Source organism: Pseudomonas sp. 1L-E-NC-VB-C3 (assembly GCF_057291535.1).
This window is the reverse complement of sequence record NZ_JBXAWD010000012.1, coordinates 41,176-56,455: the sequence shown is the minus strand read 5'-3', so window position 1 is coordinate 56,455 and position 15,280 is coordinate 41,176. Positions and strand designations below refer to the sequence as shown.

The 15,280-nt window shown below is 61.3% G+C and carries 12 protein-coding genes; 3 read left to right on the top strand and 9 right to left on the bottom strand.

All coding sequences use genetic code 11. The features are described 5' to 3' along the window. Positions 1-59: 59 nt before the first annotated feature. From AC0Z5Z_RS19935 to AC0Z5Z_RS19910, 6 genes are all read right to left on the bottom strand, one after another. Positions 60-2,519 carry an EAL domain-containing protein gene (locus AC0Z5Z_RS19935; RefSeq protein WP_485611561.1) on the bottom strand — a complete coding sequence of 820 codons (2,460 nt, stop codon included), beginning with the start codon at positions 2,517-2,519 and terminating at the stop codon, positions 60-62. 137 nt (positions 2,520-2,656) lie between these two features. Then, complete coding sequence (locus AC0Z5Z_RS19930; RefSeq protein ID WP_341639337.1) at positions 2,657-4,474, bottom strand: ABC transporter ATP-binding protein; 1,818 nt, start codon at positions 4,472-4,474, stop codon at positions 2,657-2,659. Then, positions 4,467-5,069 carry a DsbA family protein gene (locus AC0Z5Z_RS19925; RefSeq protein ID WP_177434006.1) on the bottom strand — a complete coding sequence of 201 codons (603 nt, stop codon included), beginning with the start codon at positions 5,067-5,069 and terminating at the stop codon, positions 4,467-4,469. Before AC0Z5Z_RS19925 ends, AC0Z5Z_RS19930 begins: the two co-directional genes overlap by 8 nt. 35 nt (positions 5,070-5,104) lie before the next feature. Then, a complete protein-coding gene (trhO, locus tag AC0Z5Z_RS19920) occupies positions 5,105-6,046 on the bottom strand; it encodes an oxygen-dependent tRNA uridine(34) hydroxylase TrhO (RefSeq protein ID WP_041478261.1) in 942 nt (313 codons plus the stop codon). Between the two features lie 152 nt (positions 6,047-6,198). Continuing rightward, positions 6,199-6,498, bottom strand: a complete 300-nt coding sequence (locus tag AC0Z5Z_RS19915; RefSeq protein WP_016770935.1) for a BolA family protein — start codon at positions 6,496-6,498, stop codon at positions 6,199-6,201. Between the two features lie 12 nt (positions 6,499-6,510). Beyond that, positions 6,511-7,026, bottom strand: coding sequence for a DUF2059 domain-containing protein (locus AC0Z5Z_RS19910; RefSeq protein WP_016770936.1), 516 nt, complete (start codon positions 7,024-7,026; stop codon positions 6,511-6,513). A 191-nt stretch (positions 7,027-7,217) separates the two neighbouring features. Between AC0Z5Z_RS19910 and AC0Z5Z_RS19905 the strand changes: the two genes are divergently transcribed. Next, entirely contained in the window at positions 7,218-8,612 is a 1,395-nt protein-coding gene (locus AC0Z5Z_RS19905) for a class II fumarate hydratase (protein WP_485611560.1), read from the top strand. Between the two features lie 108 nt (positions 8,613-8,720). Here AC0Z5Z_RS19905 and AC0Z5Z_RS19900 read toward each other — a convergent pair whose 3' ends face one another. Continuing rightward, positions 8,721-9,680 carry a DMT family transporter gene (locus tag AC0Z5Z_RS19900; RefSeq protein ID WP_485611559.1) on the bottom strand — a complete coding sequence of 320 codons (960 nt, stop codon included), beginning with the start codon at positions 9,678-9,680 and terminating at the stop codon, positions 8,721-8,723. Positions 9,681-9,888: 208 nt separating this feature from the next. Between AC0Z5Z_RS19900 and AC0Z5Z_RS19895 the strand changes: the two genes are divergently transcribed. Continuing rightward, complete coding sequence (locus AC0Z5Z_RS19895; RefSeq protein ID WP_056788322.1) at positions 9,889-10,080, top strand: DUF6316 family protein; 192 nt, start codon at positions 9,889-9,891, stop codon at positions 10,078-10,080. Between the two features lie 103 nt (positions 10,081-10,183). Here the strand turns inward: AC0Z5Z_RS19895 and AC0Z5Z_RS19890 are convergent, their stop codons facing one another. Beyond that, positions 10,184-11,368, bottom strand: a complete 1,185-nt coding sequence (locus AC0Z5Z_RS19890; protein ID WP_016770940.1) for a thiolase family protein — start codon at positions 11,366-11,368, stop codon at positions 10,184-10,186. A gap of 103 nt (positions 11,369-11,471) precedes the next feature. Further along, positions 11,472-12,986 carry a polyphosphate:AMP phosphotransferase gene (gene pap, locus AC0Z5Z_RS19885; RefSeq protein WP_236168421.1) on the bottom strand — a complete coding sequence of 505 codons (1,515 nt, stop codon included), beginning with the start codon at positions 12,984-12,986 and terminating at the stop codon, positions 11,472-11,474. A 313-nt stretch (positions 12,987-13,299) separates the two neighbouring features. Here pap and mnmC point away from each other — a divergent pair, with 313 nt between their 5' ends. Continuing rightward, on the top strand, positions 13,300-15,279 hold the full coding sequence (mnmC, locus tag AC0Z5Z_RS19880) for a bifunctional tRNA (5-methylaminomethyl-2-thiouridine)(34)-methyltransferase MnmC2/FAD-dependent 5-carboxymethylaminomethyl-2-thiouridine(34) oxidoreductase MnmC1 (RefSeq protein WP_485611558.1): 1,980 nt from the start codon (positions 13,300-13,302) through the stop codon (positions 15,277-15,279). Position 15,280: the final 1 nt, after the last annotated feature.

The following is a 15,280-nucleotide window of genomic DNA, read 5'->3' as shown; positions in this document are numbered from 1 at the left end:
ATGTGTCGATCACTGTTCGGCTCCTTTTGAGTTGTGATGGCAAGGATCGGCGAGAGACTTCAACGGAACGTGCCAGGCGCTTTGAACAACAACGGCTGCGGTCTGGCAGGACGACTTTGCAAACTGTCACAGGTAAACAACTGCGGACGCTCGATGACATACCCCTGAGCGTAATCCACACCTATTTCAAGCAATGCCTGTTCGATCTGGTTAGTTTCAACAAACTCGGCAATTGTCTGCTTACCCATAACATGACCGATGTGATTGATCACTTCGACCATTGCCCGATTAATCGGGTCGTCCAGCATATCCTTTACGAAACTCCCGTCGATCTTCAGGAAGTCTACAGGCAAATGTTTCAAGTAAGCGAATGAAGACATTCCGGCACAAAAGTCATCCAGAGAAAAGTGACAACCTAAGCCTTTGAGTTCATTGATAAAACGAATTGCACTACCAAGATTTGCAATTGCACTGGTTTCGGTAATTTCAAAACAAATCATTTCAGGCGGTATAGCGTAGTTAACAAACTGTTCCCGCAGGAAGTGCAAAAACGCGTCATCTCCTATAGTAATGCCTGACAGATTAATCGCACACATTGCCAAAGGAAGTTCATGTTCCTGTTCAATACACTGGGCAATAACCTTGAAAACGTTTTGAACTACCCAGCGATCTAACTGGGTCATCAAACCATAACGCTCCGCCGCCGGAATAAAGCTGTCAGGCAAAATCATTCGTCCGGATTCCTCATGCAGGCGCAGGAGAATTTCGATGTGTCCGGCCTGGCCGGGTTGCGGCTTGAGCGGCGCGATCTGCTGGGCATAAAGGCAGAAGCGGTTTTCTTCGAGCGCCATGTGCAGCCTTTGCACCCAAGCCATTTCACCGAAGCGCATGGACAGTTCGGAGTCGTCCGCATGATAGACCTGCACGCGGTTGCGGCCCTTTTCCTTGGCCATGTAGCAAGCCATGTCCGCCGCACGCAGGGAGGCTTCCAGGGTGGTCGGATTCTGTGCGACATGTACCAGGCCAATACTGACGGTGGTCAGGAACGGCCGTCCTTTCCAGACAAAATGCAGATTCTGCACGGTCTGACGCAGGCTTTCGGCAATCTTCTCCGCGATGTCCGGCGGGCAGTTCTCGAGCAAAATCCCGAATTCGTCGCCGCCCAGTCGCGCCAGGGTGTCGCCCTCGCGCAGGTCTGATTGCAGCAGCGTGCAGATATGCCGCAGCAACTCATCGCCCGCCGCATGACCACAGGTGTCGTTGACCAGTTTGAACTGGTCCAGATCGAGGAACATCAGGGCATGCCGGCCGGGCTGGCGCGTCAGGTTGTGCAAGGCCTGTTCGAGGCGATATTCGAATTCGCGGCGGTTCGCCAGACCGGTCAGCGCATCGTGGGTCGCCTGCCAGGACAGATTGGCGATGTATTGCCGCTCCTGAGTCATGTCGTGCAGCACCAGCACCGTGCCGCTGACATTCCCGGCATTGCGGATCGGCGCGCCGACCAGGGTCACCGACAGGGTGCTGCCGTCCAGCCGCTGGATCAGCTTGGAATGTTCGCTGCCGCCGCTGAGCTGACCACTGAGAATGTGCTCGATCAACGTCAGCCCTTCGGTCTGAGCGTTATCGTCGAGCAGGTTGAACAGCGCCGACAACGGCAGCCCCGCCGCCTGCTCGGCCTTCCAGTGCGTCATGGCCTCGGCGGCGGGGTTCATGTAATCGATCGCGCCGTTGACGTCGGTGGTGATCACGCCATCGCCAATCGATTGCAAGGTGATGTGCGCGCGATCCTTCTCCAGTTGCAGCGCCTGGGCAAATTCATGCCGTTGCCTGAGCAGTTTGTGCGTGCGCCACAGCGCCAGCGCGATCAGACCCAGCGCGGTGGCCAGGTTGGTGAACAACAGCAGGCGCATGATCACCCGCGAGCCTTCGCCCAAGGCATCGCTGAAGGCCCTGGCCGCTGGGGTGACTGCATCGTTGATGGCGAAGATCTGTAACTTCCAGCGCTGCACATCGCCCGGGCTGGCCTGGTTCTGCGCAATGCCCTGGTGCATCTCCTGCGCGACTTCGTGCAATCGGTCGAGATAGGCATCGCCAATCGTCCAGCGATCGATCGCGGTTTCCAGATAACTATAGTGGCGAAAATTGAGGTACAGCCAGATGACGCTGGAGACATCGTCCGGATGATTACCGCCCTTGAGAATGCCTTCGCGCGCCGCTTGCAGATCCGGCGGCTGACGATCCAGCGCCAGACGCAATTGGTGCCCGCCCTGGGGCACGGCGATCGCCGTCAGGTATTTGCGATAGATCGCCTCGTCACGGCTGTCGGCGTAGAGGTTGAGGTAATAGATGGCGTCTTTCTGGCCCTTGGACCACAGGCTTTCGCCAGCGACGTAGCCACGCACGGCCGAAAGCACGTAAAGGCTCACGCCCCCCAGTAATGCCTGGAACACCACGACAGCAATAAAGGGCCAGACGATACCCAACAACCGTGGTGTTCCCAGAGTCTGCTTTTGCTTCATGAGAGTCCTTGCATGAGCACTGCCCGCTCGCCTTCCGGGCGAATTCGCTATGACGAGACTAGGTGGGGTTCTCGTTCAAGGCAAGGCGCGGCGTTACACCGCGCGCAGAACCTCTGACAGGTCGGCGAGGGTTTCGATCAGTGCTGTTGCAAGTTGCCGTAGAGCTTGGCGTACAGACCGCCGTCGGCGATCAGTTGGCGATGGTCGCCGTCCTCGGCGATCTGCCCGCCGTCGAATACCAGCACGCGGTCGGCCTGTTTCACCGCCGACAGGCGATGGGCAATGATCAGCGTGGTGCGGCCATGGAGAAATTTCGCCATCGCCTGGTGCAGGTTGTACTCGGTGGCGGCGTCGAGGGCCGAGGTGGCTTCGTCGAGAATCACCACTTTCGGCTCGGCGAGAATCATCCGTGCAATCGCCAGACGCTGGCGCTGGCCGCCGGACAAGCGCACGCCGGAACGACCGACGATGCTGTCGAGGCCAGCGGGCAGCGCGCGGATGGTTGCGGCCATTTGCGCGATTTCCAGCGCCTGCCAGCAGGCTTCGTCGCTGCGCATGCGGCCCATGGTCAGGTTGGCGCGCACGCTGTCGTTGAACAGCGCCGGATGCTGCAGCACCACCGCGACGTTCTCGCGCACCGTCTCCAGACCGATCTCCTGCTGGGTCGACCCGCCAAAGCGGATGGTCCCGGCCGCTGGCGTGTACAGGCCCAGCAGCAACTGCACCAAGGTACTTTTGCCGCCGCCGCTCGCCCCGACAATCGCGACTTTTTCGCCGGGCAGGATCGACAGGTTCATCTGATCCAGAACCAGCTCGTCGCCGTAACCGAAGCTCAGGCCTTGCACCTCGATGCCGACGGTGTCGCGCCCCTTGAACGGATCGACGCCGCCGGGATACTGCGGCTCGTCGGCACGCGCCAGCAGTTCATTGATCCGCGTCAGCGCACCGCCCGCCGCGTAATAGGCGTATTGCAGATTGAGCAGCTGTTCGACCGGGCCGATCATGAACCACAGGTAACTGAACACCGCGAGCATCTGCCCGATCGACAGGTCGGAAAACAGCACGGTGAGCATCGCCGCTGCGCGGAAGATGTCGATGCCGAACTGGAACAGCAAACCACTGGCGCGGTTCGAGGCGTCGGTTTTCCACTGCGAGTTGACTGCGTAGTTGCGCACCTCCTGCGCGCGCAAACCGAGGCGCCCGAGGAAATAGCCCTGACGGTTGCCGGCGCGCACTTCCTGAATCGCATCGAGGGTTTCGCTCAGTGCCTGGGTGAAACGCGAGGTGCTGTCGTTCTCCAGCTTCTTCAGATGCTTGACCCGTTTGCCCAACTGCACCGTGGCGTAGATCACCAACGGGTTGAACAGCAGAATCAGCAGCGCCAGCTTCCAGTGCATCCACATGAGGATGCTGGCGGTGCCGACCAGGGTCAGCATCGCGACGAGGAAGCGGCTGAGGGTTTCGCCGACGAATTTGTCGAGGGTATCCAGATCGGTGACCAGGTGCGTGGTCACTGTGCCGCTGCCGAGGCTTTCGTATTCACCAAGGGAAATGCGCTTGAGCCGCTCGATCAGGCGTACGCGAATGCGGTAGACGATGTCCTTGGCCAGGCGCGCAAACAGCCGCGACTGCAACACGCCAAAACACAGGGCGCTGCAACGCAAGGTCAGGGTCACCACTAGCATCAGGCCGATATAACCCGCCGCCTGCTGCCACATGCTTGGCAGAAAATGATTCATGACTTTCAGTGCGGCATCGCCGTGGCCGAGCAGCACTTCGTCGACCAGCAACGGCAGCAGCAACGGGATCGGCACGCTGCACAGCGTCGCCAGCACGGCCACGCCGTTGGCGATCCACAGGGATTTCTTGTGATGCAGTGCCAGACGCCGGACTTCAGCCCAGCTCAGCCGGTCGACACGCTCTACGGCTGGCGTGTCATCGACGCGGTCAGACACAGGCCGCACGCTCCAGCCAACGGCCGAGCAACGGCGACAGCTCGCTGAGCGGTTGATAGCCGTTGGTCAGCAGCGCCAGTTGCCCGTTGCGCTCGGCCAGCAGGGTCGGAAAACCGGCGATACCCAGATCCTGGACCCAGGTGAAATCAGCCTGGGTCGCCTTGTGCTGATCGGCATGATCGAACAACGCCGCGAATTCGATACGCGGCACACCGGCCTGCTCCGCCAGTTCGACCAGCACGCTGGCCTGAGTGACATCGCGACCTTCGGCGTAAAACGCCTGCTGGATCAGCCCGACCAATGCCCACGCGCAATCCGGCGCCAGACTGCGCGCGGTGACAATGGCGCGACAGGCAGGCTCGGTGTCGTAGACAAAACCGTCAGGCAACGCACCGTCGAACTTGAACGGCTGGCCGGTGGCCTCGGTGACCGCTTGCCAGTGCTCGAGAATGTAGCGCCGCGTGGTCGGCTCCAGCGCCGAACCGCTGCCGGTGCGCAACCCGCCGACCACCAGATGCAGCTCGACTCCGGCTGCCTGTGCCTGCTCGACCAGTGCCTTGGCCACCGGAGCAAACCCCCAGCACCATGAACACATCGGATCCATCACATAGAGCAGGCGCGCAGACATGGTTAAGCCTCGGAAGATGCTTGCTTATAGTTGTAGCCGATCGGGTGCGGCTGATTGCGTGCCTTGGCCAGTTCGATCTGCTTTTGCCGATCGATGGCGCTGCGCCGGGTTTTCTCGCTGAGCTTGTCCCAGCAGTGCGGGCAACTGATGCCGGCGACGTAGTGCTCGGAGGCGCGATCTTCAACGCTGACCGGCGTGCGGCAGGCATGACATTGATCGTAGTCGCCTTCCGTCAGGTCGTGACGCACGGTGACGCGGTTGTCGAAGACGAAGCAGTCGCCGCGCCATTTGGTTTCTTCCTGCGGCACCTCTTCGAGGTACTTCAGGATGCCGCCCTTGAGGTGGTAAACCTCTTCGAAGCCCTCGCCGAGCATGTAGCTCGAGGCTTTCTCGCAGCGAATGCCGCCGGTGCAGAACATCGCGACCTTCTTGTGCACGGCCGGGTCGAAGTGTTCTTTGATGTAGTCGGGAAACTCGCGAAAACTGGTGGTTTTCGGATCGATGGCGCCTTCGAAGGTACCGATCGACACTTCGTAATCGTTGCGCGTGTCGATCAGCAGCACTTCCGGGTCGCTGATCAGCGCGTTCCAGTCTTGCGGCTCGACGTAGGTACCGACCTTCTTGTTAGGGTCGACGCCTTCGACGCCGAGGGTGACGATCTCTTTCTTCAGCTTGACCTTGGTGCGATAGAACGGCTGCTCGTCGCAGTACGATTCCTTGTGGTCAATGTCGACCATGCGTGGATCGTTCTTGAGCCAGGCGAGCAGGCCGTCGATGCCTTCGCGGCTGCCGGAAACCGTGCCGTTGATGCCTTCTTCGGCGATCAGCAGAGTGCCTTTGATGCCGTTGTCGACCATCGCTTGCAGCAGTGGCTCGCGCAGGTCAACGTAATCTTCGAGGGTGACGAACTTGTACAGTGCCGCCACGACAATCGGTTGTGTCATGGGTATTTCTCCAGGTGGCTACCCTCGCAAAGGGTGAACCGGATTCAATAAAAAACGCGCCGGCTAAGCGGCGCGTTGCGGATTCTAGCAAAAAACATCACCGCCTGCGGCTGTGCCCTGTAGGAGCTGCCGAAGGCTGCGATCTTTTGATCTTAATGTTTGCTACCGCCGGCACAGGTCGGCGACGCCGGAGCGCCGTCGATCTCTGCCCATTCCTGCGGGGTGTAGGTGTGCAGCGCCAACGCATGGAACTCGCCCATCAGCTCGCCGAGCGTGCCGTAGACTTTCTGGTGGCGCTTGACCCGGTTCAGGCCTTCGAACTGCGCGCTGACCACCACCGCCTTGTAGTGGGTCTGAGACCCGCGACTGTGCATGTGGCTTTCGTCGAGCACTTGCAGGTGCTCAGGCTGTAACAGGGCCAGCGTCGATTCGATGCGTTGTTGCATGGTCATCACGAACTCCGCTTACTTCTTCTTGGCTGGCGCCGCGGCCGGGGTCAGCTCTTTGGTCATGTCGTCGAGCAGCTTGTTGACCACTGGCACCGCGCTTTCCAGTTTGCCCTGGGTCATCTGCGCCGACTGCTGGGTCAGCTGCGGCATTTTTTCCAGGACTTTCTTGCCCAGTGGCGACTGGTAGAAGGCAACCAGATCCTTGAGCTCGGATTCGCTGAAGTTGCTGGTGTAGAGCTTGACCATGTCGGGCTTGAGCTTGTTCCAGCCGATGGCTTGGTCCAGCGCAGCGTTGGCCTTGGCCTGATAGGTTTCGAGCACGGCTTTCTTCGACTCAGGCGCTTTGGTCTGTTCAAAGCGCTGGGCGAACATTTGCTGCACTTGCATGTACACCGGGGTACCCAGCTTGTCAGCGTGAGCCAGCGTCAGGAAAGCTTCGGCACTGGCGTTGTGGCTGGCGGTATCGGCAAGCACCTGGCCGCTGGCGCAAACCAGTGCAACCGCGGTACAGATGGCGCGAAGACGAGTCATCGAGTTTCCTTTAAGCAAAGCGAGGTCGAACCCCAAGGGCGACCATTCTGCGCCTAACAATCGCTGTGGCTCAACCCCCGGCCCTTGCCGCGCTTGATTGGCGGGGTTTTGCGGTCAACAATCGAGCCGATGGAACCACCCGGGCCGACGCCGGCCTAAATTGCGCCAACAGACCAACAGGAGTGTGCACGATGAGCCGTATCGAAACCGACAGCCTGGGCCAGATCGAGGTCCCGGACGACGCTTACTGGGGTGCTCAGACGCAACGCTCGCTGATCAACTTCGCCATTGGTCAGGAACGCATGCCGCTACCGGTGCTGCACGCCCTGGCCCTGATCAAAAAAGCCGCCGCACGGGTCAACGACCGCAACGGCGACCTGCCTGCCGACATCGCCCGCCTGATCGAACAGGCCGCCGATGAAGTGCTCGCCGGCGAGCATGACGAGCAGTTCCCGCTGGTGGTCTGGCAGACCGGCAGCGGTACCCAGAGCAACATGAACGTCAACGAAGTGATCGCCGGTCGCGCCAACGAACTGGCCGGCAACCCGCGCGGCGGCAAGTCGCCGGTGCACCCGAACGATCACGTCAACCGCTCGCAAAGTTCCAACGACTGCTTCCCCACCGCCATGAGCATTGCCACCGCCAAAGCAGTGCAGGAACAACTGCTGCCGGCGATTGCCGAGCTGTCCGGCGGCCTCGCTGAGCTGGCGGCGCGGCACATGAAACTGGTGAAGACCGGGCGCACGCACATGATGGACGCGACGCCGATCACCTTCGGTCAGGAATTGTCCGGCTTCATCGCGCAACTGGATTACGCCGAGCGCGCCATTCGCGCCGCGCTGCCGGCGGTCTGCGAACTGGCTCAGGGCGGCACTGCGGTCGGCACCGGGCTGAATTCGCCGCACGGCTTCGGTGAGGCGATTGCCGCCGAACTCGCCGCGTTGTCCGGCTTGCCGTTCGTCACCGCGCCGAACAAGTTCGCTGCACTGGCCGGCCATGAACCGCTGGTAACGCTTTCAGGTGCGCTGAAAACCCTCGCTGTGGCCTTGATGAAGATCGCCAACGACCTGCGTCTGCTGGGCTCAGGTCCTCGCGCAGGTTTTGCCGAAGTGAAGCTGCCGGCCAACGAACCGGGCAGTTCGATCATGCCCGGCAAGGTCAACCCGACCCAGTGCGAAGCGCTGTCGATGCTCGCCTGCCAGGTGCTCGGCAACGACGTGGCGATCGGATTTGCCGCCAGTCAGGGGCACTTGCAGTTGAACGTGTTCAAACCGGTGATCATTCACAATCTGCTGCAATCGATCCGTCTGCTCGGCGACGGTTGCAGCAACTTCCAGCAGCACTGCATCGCCGGGCTCGAGCCGGATGCGGAGGTCATGGCCAGGCATCTGGAACGTGGGCTGATGCTGGTGACTGCGCTGAACCCGCACATCGGTTATGACAAGTCGGCGGAGATCGCCAAGAAGGCCTACAGCGAAGGGCTGACTTTGCGTGAGGCGGCGTTGCAGCTGGGTTATCTGACTGAAGAAGAGTTCGATGCCTGGGTGCGCCCGGAGAACATGATCGAGGCCGGGGCCAAGGGCTGAGTCATGTAGCGCCTGAAAGTCCGTCTTCGCGAGCAGGCTCGCTCCCACAGGAAAATTGCATTGCAAAGTGGGAGCGAGCCTGCTCGCGAATACAGGCGCCGCCGATCGTCAGCCTGGCACAACCCTGGCCCGCCGCGCCCTGAGCCCGGCAATCAACGATGGCCCCAACGCCACCAGCGCCGAACCCAGCACCACCAGCACCGCCCCGCCATAGCCCAGGGCGTTGATCTCCTCGGCATGCACGTAGTCCGGCCAGATCCGCGCCGCAATCGCCACCGCAACAAACGTCACCAACGGCGTGATCGCCAGCGTCGCACTGACCCGCGAGGCTTCCCAGTGCGCCAGCGCTTCGGCGAATGCGCCGTAGGCGATCAAGGTGTTCATGCAGCACGCCAGCAACAGCCAGCCCTGCAACGGGCTCAAGTTGAGCGCTTCAAGTGGATGTACCCACGGCGTCAGCAAGAGCCCGCAGAACAGGTAGATCACCATCATCACCTGCAACGAATTCCACACAGTCAGCAATTGCTTCTGGCCCAGCGCGTAGAAGGTCCAGACCGTCGACGCCAGCAGCACCAACAGCACGCCGGCGGTGTAATCAGAGAGCGAAGTCAGCAGCTCGGCCAGGCGCTGATTGAAGAACAGGCCAAAGCCGATCAACAGCACCAGCAAGCCGAGGCCCTGGCCGATGCTGAAGCGCTCCTTGAACACGAACAGGCTGGCGATCAGCAGCATGATCGGACCCATTTGCACCACCAGTTGCGCGGTGCCGGGGCTGAGCAGGTTGAGGCCCATCAGGTACAGCACGTAATTGCCGACCAGCCCCAGTACCGCCATCAGCACCAGCCAGCCGCCCTTCGGCCCGAGCACCTTGCGACTTGGCAGGCGCTTGACCGAAGCCAGATAAATGAACAGGCAGCCGCCGGAAACCATCAGACGAAACCAGGTCACCGTGACCGGGTCCATCACCAGCAACACCTGTTTGAGCTTGATCGGCAGGATGCCCCACAGAAACGCGGTCAGCAGCGCCAGGAACAATCCGTACACCCAGCGCCCCGATGAAATGTGCATGCGAACCCCAAAAGCCTGCTGACAAGAGCCTGCATTCTAGGCGCCCTGTCCCGTGCAACACAGGGACAGTTGCCGCCAGGCCGCGAATGAAACTGTGCAGGTCGCAGCAGTAAACCGGCGCGCCGCCGTTGATCGGCCGGGCAGGCGCGCCAAGTGCTTCAGGCATAAGCTGATTGCAGACTTTTCAACACATATCAGGGAGACCGACATGTACGCCATGCGCGCCGAGGACAGCGCCCCCGCCACCCGTTTTCGCAGCGACCGCGTGTGCCGGGTCAATGGCGAGCTGTATTTCAGCACCCGGGAAAATACCCTCGAAGGGCCGTATGACAGTCAGGTGATCGAGCGGGAGATTCAGGCTTATATAGCGCGGATGCAGCGGCGGGATTCCAGCCGCTGAACCGTGGCGCTGCCTTCGCGAGCAGGCTCGCTCCCACAGAGGAATGCGATCACCTGTGGGAGCGAGCCTGCTCGCGAAGGGGCCTGAACGGGCAACCAATCCTTTAGCGCACCGCCTCAAACAACCCGCTCGCTCCCATGCCGCCGCCCACACACATGGTGACGATGCCGTAACGCAGGTTGCGCCGCTGCAATTCCCGGATCAAATGCCCGACCTGACGCGAGCCGGTCATGCCGAACGGGTGGCCGATGGAAATCGAGCCGCCATTGACGTTGTACTTGTCGTTGTCGATCTCCAGCCGGTCGCGGCTGTACAGGCACTGCGAAGCAAACGCCTCGTTCAATTCCCACAGATCGATATCCGCCACTTGCAAGCCCTTGGCCTTGAGCAGTTTCGGCACCGAGAACACCGGGCCGATGCCCATTTCGTCCGGCTCGCAACCGGCGACGGTGAAGCCACGGAAAAACGCCTTCGGCTTGAGCCCCAGCTCCAGCGCTTTGTCCAGACTCATCACCAGTGTCATCGACGCACCGTCGGACAGCTGCGAGGAATTGCCCGCCGTCACCGAACCGTCGTCGGCGAACACCGGTTTCAGTCCGGCAAGGCTTTCGTAGGTGGTGTCCGGGCGGTTGCAGTCGTCGCGCTCGACGACGCCGTCGACAATCTGCACTTCACCGCTGTTCTTGTCCTCGACCCGATATTTCACCGCCATCGGCACGATTTCATCGTCGAACAGACCGGCAGCCTGGGCCTGAGCGGTACGGATCTGGCTTTGCAGCGCATAGCGATCCTGCGCCTCACGACTGACACCATAACGTCGTGCCACCACTTCGGCGGTCTGGCCCATGGTGTAGTAGATGCCGGGAGTCTGTTGCTTGAGCAGCGGGTTGATCAGGTGATCGGTGTTGACGCTCTTCAGGGTCAGGCTGATCGACTCGACGCCGCCGGCGACGATGATGTCGCTGCAACCGGAGGCGATCTGGTTGGCGGCAATCGCGATCGCCTGCAAACCCGACGAGCAGAAACGGTTGAGGGTCATGCCGGCAGTGCCGGTGCCCAGGCGCGACAGTACCGCGACGTTGCGGCCGATGTTGTAGCCCTGCGCGCCCTCGTTGGAGCCGGCGCCGACGATGCAGTCCTCGACGCTGGCCGGGTCGATATCGTTGCGGGTCAGCAGCGCATTGACGCAGTGGGCCGCCATGTCATCGGGGCGGGTCTGGTTGAACTTGCCGCGAAAGGATTTGGCCAGGCCGGTCCGCACGCTGTCGACGATCACCACTTCACGCATGGCATACCTCATTGTTGTTGTCGGTTGAGAGTGGACCTGAGCATAAGTCCACCTTCTTGCCGACCGCGAGGATCATTCACCCGGCGTATGCGCGGCCATCGCTTCAGTCCTTGTGCTTTTTGGCCTTCTTGTCGGATTTCTCGAACGCGTCTTCCAGCGCGCGGTTGATCGTGCGCAACACTTTCACCCGTGCCCAGCGTTTATCGTTGGCTTCGACCAGCGTCCACGGCGCGATCTCGGTGCTGGTGCGATCGACCATGTCGCCGACCGCCCGGCGATAGTCGTCCCACTTTTCCCGATTGCGCCAGTCGTCCTCGGTGATCTTGAAACGCTTGAACGAAATCTCTTCGCGCTCCTGAAAGCGCTCCATCTGCGTGTCCTTGTCGATCGCCAGCCAGAACTTGACGACGATGACCCCGGCATCGGCAAGCTGCTCTTCGAAGTCATTGATTTCGCCGTAGGCGCGCAGCCAATCATCCGGTGCGCAGAAGCCCTCGATTCGTTCGACCAGTACCCGCCCGTACCACGAACGGTCGAACACGGTGAATTTGCCCCGCGCCGGGAGGTGTCGCCAGAACCGCCACAAATACGGTTGTGCGCGCTCTTCTTCGGTCGGTGCGGCAATCGGGACGATGCTGTACTGACGCGGATCGAGCGCCGCTGCCACGCGGCGAATCGCCCCGCCCTTGCCCGCCGCGTCGTTACCCTCGAACACCGCGATCAGCGCATGGCGACGCATGCGTTTGTCGCGCATCAGCCCGGACAGGCGCGCCTGCTCGGTGATCAGTTGTTCTTCATAGTCTTTCTTGTCCAGACGCTGCGTCAGGTCGAGGCTGTCGAGCAGATTCAACTGATCGACCGGCGTACCCAGCGGCGCGGCACTGACTTCGTGTGGATTGACGTCGGCACGCTTGAGCGCGTTTTGCAGACCTTCGAGGAGAATCTTGCCCACCGCCAGGCTGCGGTAATTGGCATCGACGCCTTCGATGACATGCCACGGCGCGTAATCGCGGCTGGTGCGGCGCAGCACCCGCTCGCCGTATTTGACGAACTTGTCGTAGGTCTGCGATTGCTGCCAGTCCAGCGGACTGATGCGCCAACTGTGCAACGGGTCGTCGGCCAGCGATTTGAGCCGCGCTTTCATCTGCTTCTTGGACAAGTGAAACCAGAACTTGAAGATTAACGCGCCTTCATCGCAGAGCATCTTTTCCAGACGCTCAGCGCCGGCGATGGCCTGGTCCAGACGCGGATCCTTGAACAGTCCGTGCACCCGGCCCTGGAGCATCTGGCTGTACCAGTTGCCGAAGAAAACACCCATCCGCCCCTTGGCCGGCAGCATCCGCCAGTAGCGCCAGGCCGGTGGCCGCGCCAGTTCTTCATCGGTTTGCTGGTCGAAGGTGCGCACTTCGATCAGGCGCGGATCCATCCATTCATTGAGCAGCTTGACCGTCTCGCCCTTGCCCGCCCCTTCGATGCCGTTGATCAGGATGATCACCGGAAAGCGCTTCTGCTGCTGCAACTCGAACTGCGCTTCCAGCAAGGCTTCACGCAGCGCAGGGACGGCCGCCTCGTAAGTGTCTTTGTCGATGGCGTGACCGATTTCAGCGGATTCAAACATGGGACGGCTCCTTCCAGGGTTCAGCAAGACTAGCGGATTGGGCACGGGCGCAGGGCAGAAATTCCCACGAACTCAGGACGGGATGAGAACTTTGTGGTGAGGGGATTTATCGTTGACTGGCTGTGCAGTAGTCGTAGATCCGGGAAGTGCGGTTTGGATCGGGAAAACGGGGTGGATGGTTTTGGGACTGCTGCGCAGTCCAGCGGGGATGAATCCCCTCGCCACAGGGTTCTTTTCACCGCGAGTCTTGTGCTGGATCGGTAGTACCGGCGTGATCGGCTAGAATGGCCGCCTTGTGTTTGCCGAGCCTGCCATGAAAGCCGAAATGCCCCACGCCCAACTCGACTGGGACGACCAGGGACGCCCACGTTCGCGGGTGTTCGATGACGTGTATTTTTCCGACCAGTCGGGGCTGGACGAAACCCGTTACGTGTTTCTCGAACAGAACCGTCTGGCCGAGCGTTTCGCTGCGCTGCCGGCGGATGGACGTCTGGTCATTGGCGAAACCGGTTTCGGCACCGGGTTGAATTTTCTCTGCGCCTGGCAGTTGTTCGAACAGCACGCTGTTGCCGGCGCGCGCTTGCATTTTGTCAGCGTCGAGAAGTACCCGCTGGCGCCTGCGGATCTGCGCCGGGCCTTGGCACTGTGGCCAGAACTCATGCCGTTGGCGGATCAGTTGCTCAGGCATTACGTGGCGATTCATCAAGGCTTTCAACGCATCACTCTGGCCAACGGCCGCGTGACGCTGACCTTGCTGATCGGCGATGCACTGGAGCAACTGCCGCAACTCGATGCGCAGATTGACGCGTGGTTTCTCGACGGTTTTGCGCCGGCAAAAAATCCGGACATGTGGACCGCTGAACTGTTCGTCGAACTGGCGCGGCTGGCTGCGCCGGGCTCGACCATCAGCACTTTCACCAGCACCGGTTGGGTCCGCCGTCTGCTCAACGCTGCCGGGTTCAAGATGAAGCGCACGCCGGGCATCGGCCACAAGTGGGAAATCCTGCGTGGCGAGTTTCTCGGCTGGCCCGCCGAGGTGGCGGCGCCCATACCGGCGAAACCCTGGTTCGCCCGCCCTGCTCCGTTGCGCGGTGAGCGCCGGGCGATGGTGATCGGTGCGGGGCTGGCCGGCTGCGCGACGGCGTCGAGTCTGGCGGCGCGCGGCTGGCAGGTGACTCTGCTCGAGCGTCACGCGGTGGTGGCGCAAGAAGCTTCGGGCAACCCGCAAGGCGTGCTCTATCTCAAGCTGTCCGCCCATGGCACGGCGTTGTCGCAGTTGATCGTCAGCGGCTTCGGTTACACCCGGCGCCTGCTGGAAAGCCTGCAACGCGGCAGCGACTGGGATGACTGCGGCGTGCTGCAACTGGCGTTCAATGCCAAGGAAGCCGAGCGCCACGCGCAACTGGCGGCGGCGTTTCCTGAAGATCTCTTGCAGTGGCTGGAACAGCCGCAAGCGCAGGATCGCGCCGGTGTCGGCGTGGCCCATGGCGGTTTGTTCTACCCCGAAGGCGGCTGGGTGCATCCGCCGGCGCTGTGTCAGGCCCAGGCGACCCACACCAACATTGAGTTGCTCAGCCATCACGAAGCTTTGGAACTGCGCAAAGTCGCAGACCTGTGGCAAGCCTTCGACGGCGAACGTTTGCTCGCCAGTGCGCCGGTGGTGATCATGGCCGGAGCCGCCGAAATCAAACGTTTTGCCCAGAGCGCCGAATTGCCGCTCAAGCGCATTCGCGGGCAGATCACGCGCCTGCCTGAAAACGCAGAGAGTCATGCGCTGGCCACCGTGGTGTGCGCCGAGGGCTACGTCGCCCCGGCGCGTCTGGGCGAGCACACCCTGGGTGCCAGTTTCGACTTCAACAATGACGATCTGACCCCCACGACTGCCGAGCACCAAGGCAATCTGGCGATGCTCGAAGAAATTTCCAGCGACCTGCTGACACGCCTCAACATCGACGAGCAGCCACTTGCGAACCTTGAGGGCCGGGCAGCTTTCCGCTGCACCAGCCCCGATTACCTGCCGATTGTCGGCCCGCTCGCTGATCTGCAAACCTTCAATCAGACCTACGCAGCGTTGAGCAAAGACGCCCGGCAAGTGCCGGACCTCGCCTGCCCGTGGCTCGATGGTCTGTACGTCAACAGCGGCCACGGTTCTCGCGGGCTGATCACCGCGCCGCTGTCCGGCGAGCTGCTTGCCGCGTGGCTGGACAACGAGCCGCTGCCGTTGCCACGCAGCGTGGCCGAAGCCTGCCATCCCAATCGTTTCGCCTTACGGCAGTTGATTCGCGGCAAGTGAA

What these genes read in the sequence shown, in the direction of transcription:
- AC0Z5Z_RS19925 (WP_177434006.1), bottom strand. Translation starts at nt 5,069, where the DNA reads ATGTGTTCATGGTGCTGGGGGTTTGCTCCGGTGGCCAAGGCACTGGTC.
- mnmC (WP_485611558.1), top strand. Translation starts at nt 13,300, where the DNA reads ATGAAAGCCGAAATGCCCCACGCCCAACTCGACTGGGACGACCAGGGA.
- pap (WP_236168421.1), bottom strand. Translation starts at nt 12,986, where the DNA reads ATGTTTGAATCCGCTGAAATCGGTCACGCCATCGACAAAGACACTTAC.
- AC0Z5Z_RS19915 (WP_016770935.1), bottom strand. Translation starts at nt 6,498, where the DNA reads ATGACCATGCAACAACGCATCGAATCGACGCTGGCCCTGTTACAGCCT.
- AC0Z5Z_RS19910 (WP_016770936.1), bottom strand. Translation starts at nt 7,026, where the DNA reads ATGACTCGTCTTCGCGCCATCTGTACCGCGGTTGCACTGGTTTGCGCC.
- trhO (WP_041478261.1), bottom strand. Translation starts at nt 6,046, where the DNA reads ATGACACAACCGATTGTCGTGGCGGCACTGTACAAGTTCGTCACCCTC.
- AC0Z5Z_RS19935 (WP_485611561.1), bottom strand. Translation starts at nt 2,519, where the DNA reads ATGAAGCAAAAGCAGACTCTGGGAACACCACGGTTGTTGGGTATCGTC.
- AC0Z5Z_RS19890 (WP_016770940.1), bottom strand. Translation starts at nt 11,368, where the DNA reads ATGCGTGAAGTGGTGATCGTCGACAGCGTGCGGACCGGCCTGGCCAAA.
- AC0Z5Z_RS19905 (WP_485611560.1), top strand. Translation starts at nt 7,218, where the DNA reads ATGAGCCGTATCGAAACCGACAGCCTGGGCCAGATCGAGGTCCCGGAC.
- AC0Z5Z_RS19900 (WP_485611559.1), bottom strand. Translation starts at nt 9,680, where the DNA reads ATGCACATTTCATCGGGGCGCTGGGTGTACGGATTGTTCCTGGCGCTG.
- AC0Z5Z_RS19895 (WP_056788322.1), top strand. Translation starts at nt 9,889, where the DNA reads ATGTACGCCATGCGCGCCGAGGACAGCGCCCCCGCCACCCGTTTTCGC.